The organism is Clostridium tyrobutyricum, from assembly GCF_019144085.1.
Taxonomy (GTDB): Bacteria; Bacillota; Clostridia; order Clostridiales; family Clostridiaceae; genus Clostridium_B; species Clostridium_B tyrobutyricum_A.
The window spans coordinates 1-544 of the sequence record NZ_JAHHUY010000096.1 but is presented as its reverse complement, the minus strand read 5'-3'; the positions used below and the strand labels follow the sequence as shown (position 1 = coordinate 544).

Sequence of the window (544 nt, the reverse complement as noted above, 5' to 3'; positions counted from 1 at the left end):
AATCTCGTCTTCCGCTCCATTATGCGGGTGTAACTCAGTGGTAGAGTGCTAGCCTTCCAAGCTAGTTATGAGGGTTCGATTCCCTTCACCCGCTCCATTATTATGCGTCTTTAGCTCAGTTGGATAGAGCAACGGCCTTCTAAGCCGTGGGCCGGGGGTTCGAATCCCTTAAGACGCACCATGATTGCGCTATTAGCTCAGTTGGTAGAGCATCTGACTCTTAATCAGGTTGTCCGGGGTTCGGATCCCCGATGGCGCACCATTAGTTATAATATAAACATTGTACTTTCGGGGTGTGGCGCAGATGGGAGCGCGCGTGGTTTGGGACCATGAGGTCGCAGGTTCAATCCCTGTCACCCCGACCATAATTAAATATTTTATGCGGGTGTAACTCAGTGGTAGAGTGCTAGCCTTCCAAGCTAGTTATGAGGGTTCGATTCCCTTCACCCGCTCCATTTTTATTTATAAGGAAATTTTATATTTTGAGCACCCATAGCTCAGCTGGATAGAGTGATGGACTTCGAATCCAGAGGCCGTGGGTTCG

General features: G+C 49.1%; 5 tRNA genes. All 5 read left to right on the top strand.

The window, feature by feature from the left end:
- The first annotated feature begins 23 nt into the window (after positions 1–23).
- The 5 genes from KM800_RS15180 to KM800_RS15160 all read left to right on the top strand — a co-directional run bounded on the left by KM800_RS15180 (position 24) and on the right by KM800_RS15160 (position 455).
- Positions 24–97: transfer RNA gene (locus KM800_RS15180), tRNA-Gly, on the top strand.
- A 7-nt stretch (positions 98–104) separates the two neighbouring features.
- Positions 105–181: transfer RNA gene (locus tag KM800_RS15175), tRNA-Arg, on the top strand.
- Between the two features lie 5 nt (positions 182–186).
- A tRNA-Lys gene (locus tag KM800_RS15170) sits at positions 187–262 on the top strand.
- A gap of 27 nt (positions 263–289) precedes the next feature.
- Positions 290–365, top strand: a tRNA-Pro gene (locus tag KM800_RS15165).
- Positions 366–381: 16 nt separating this feature from the next.
- A tRNA-Gly gene (locus KM800_RS15160) sits at positions 382–455 on the top strand.
- The last annotated feature ends 89 nt before the right edge of the window (positions 456–544 follow it).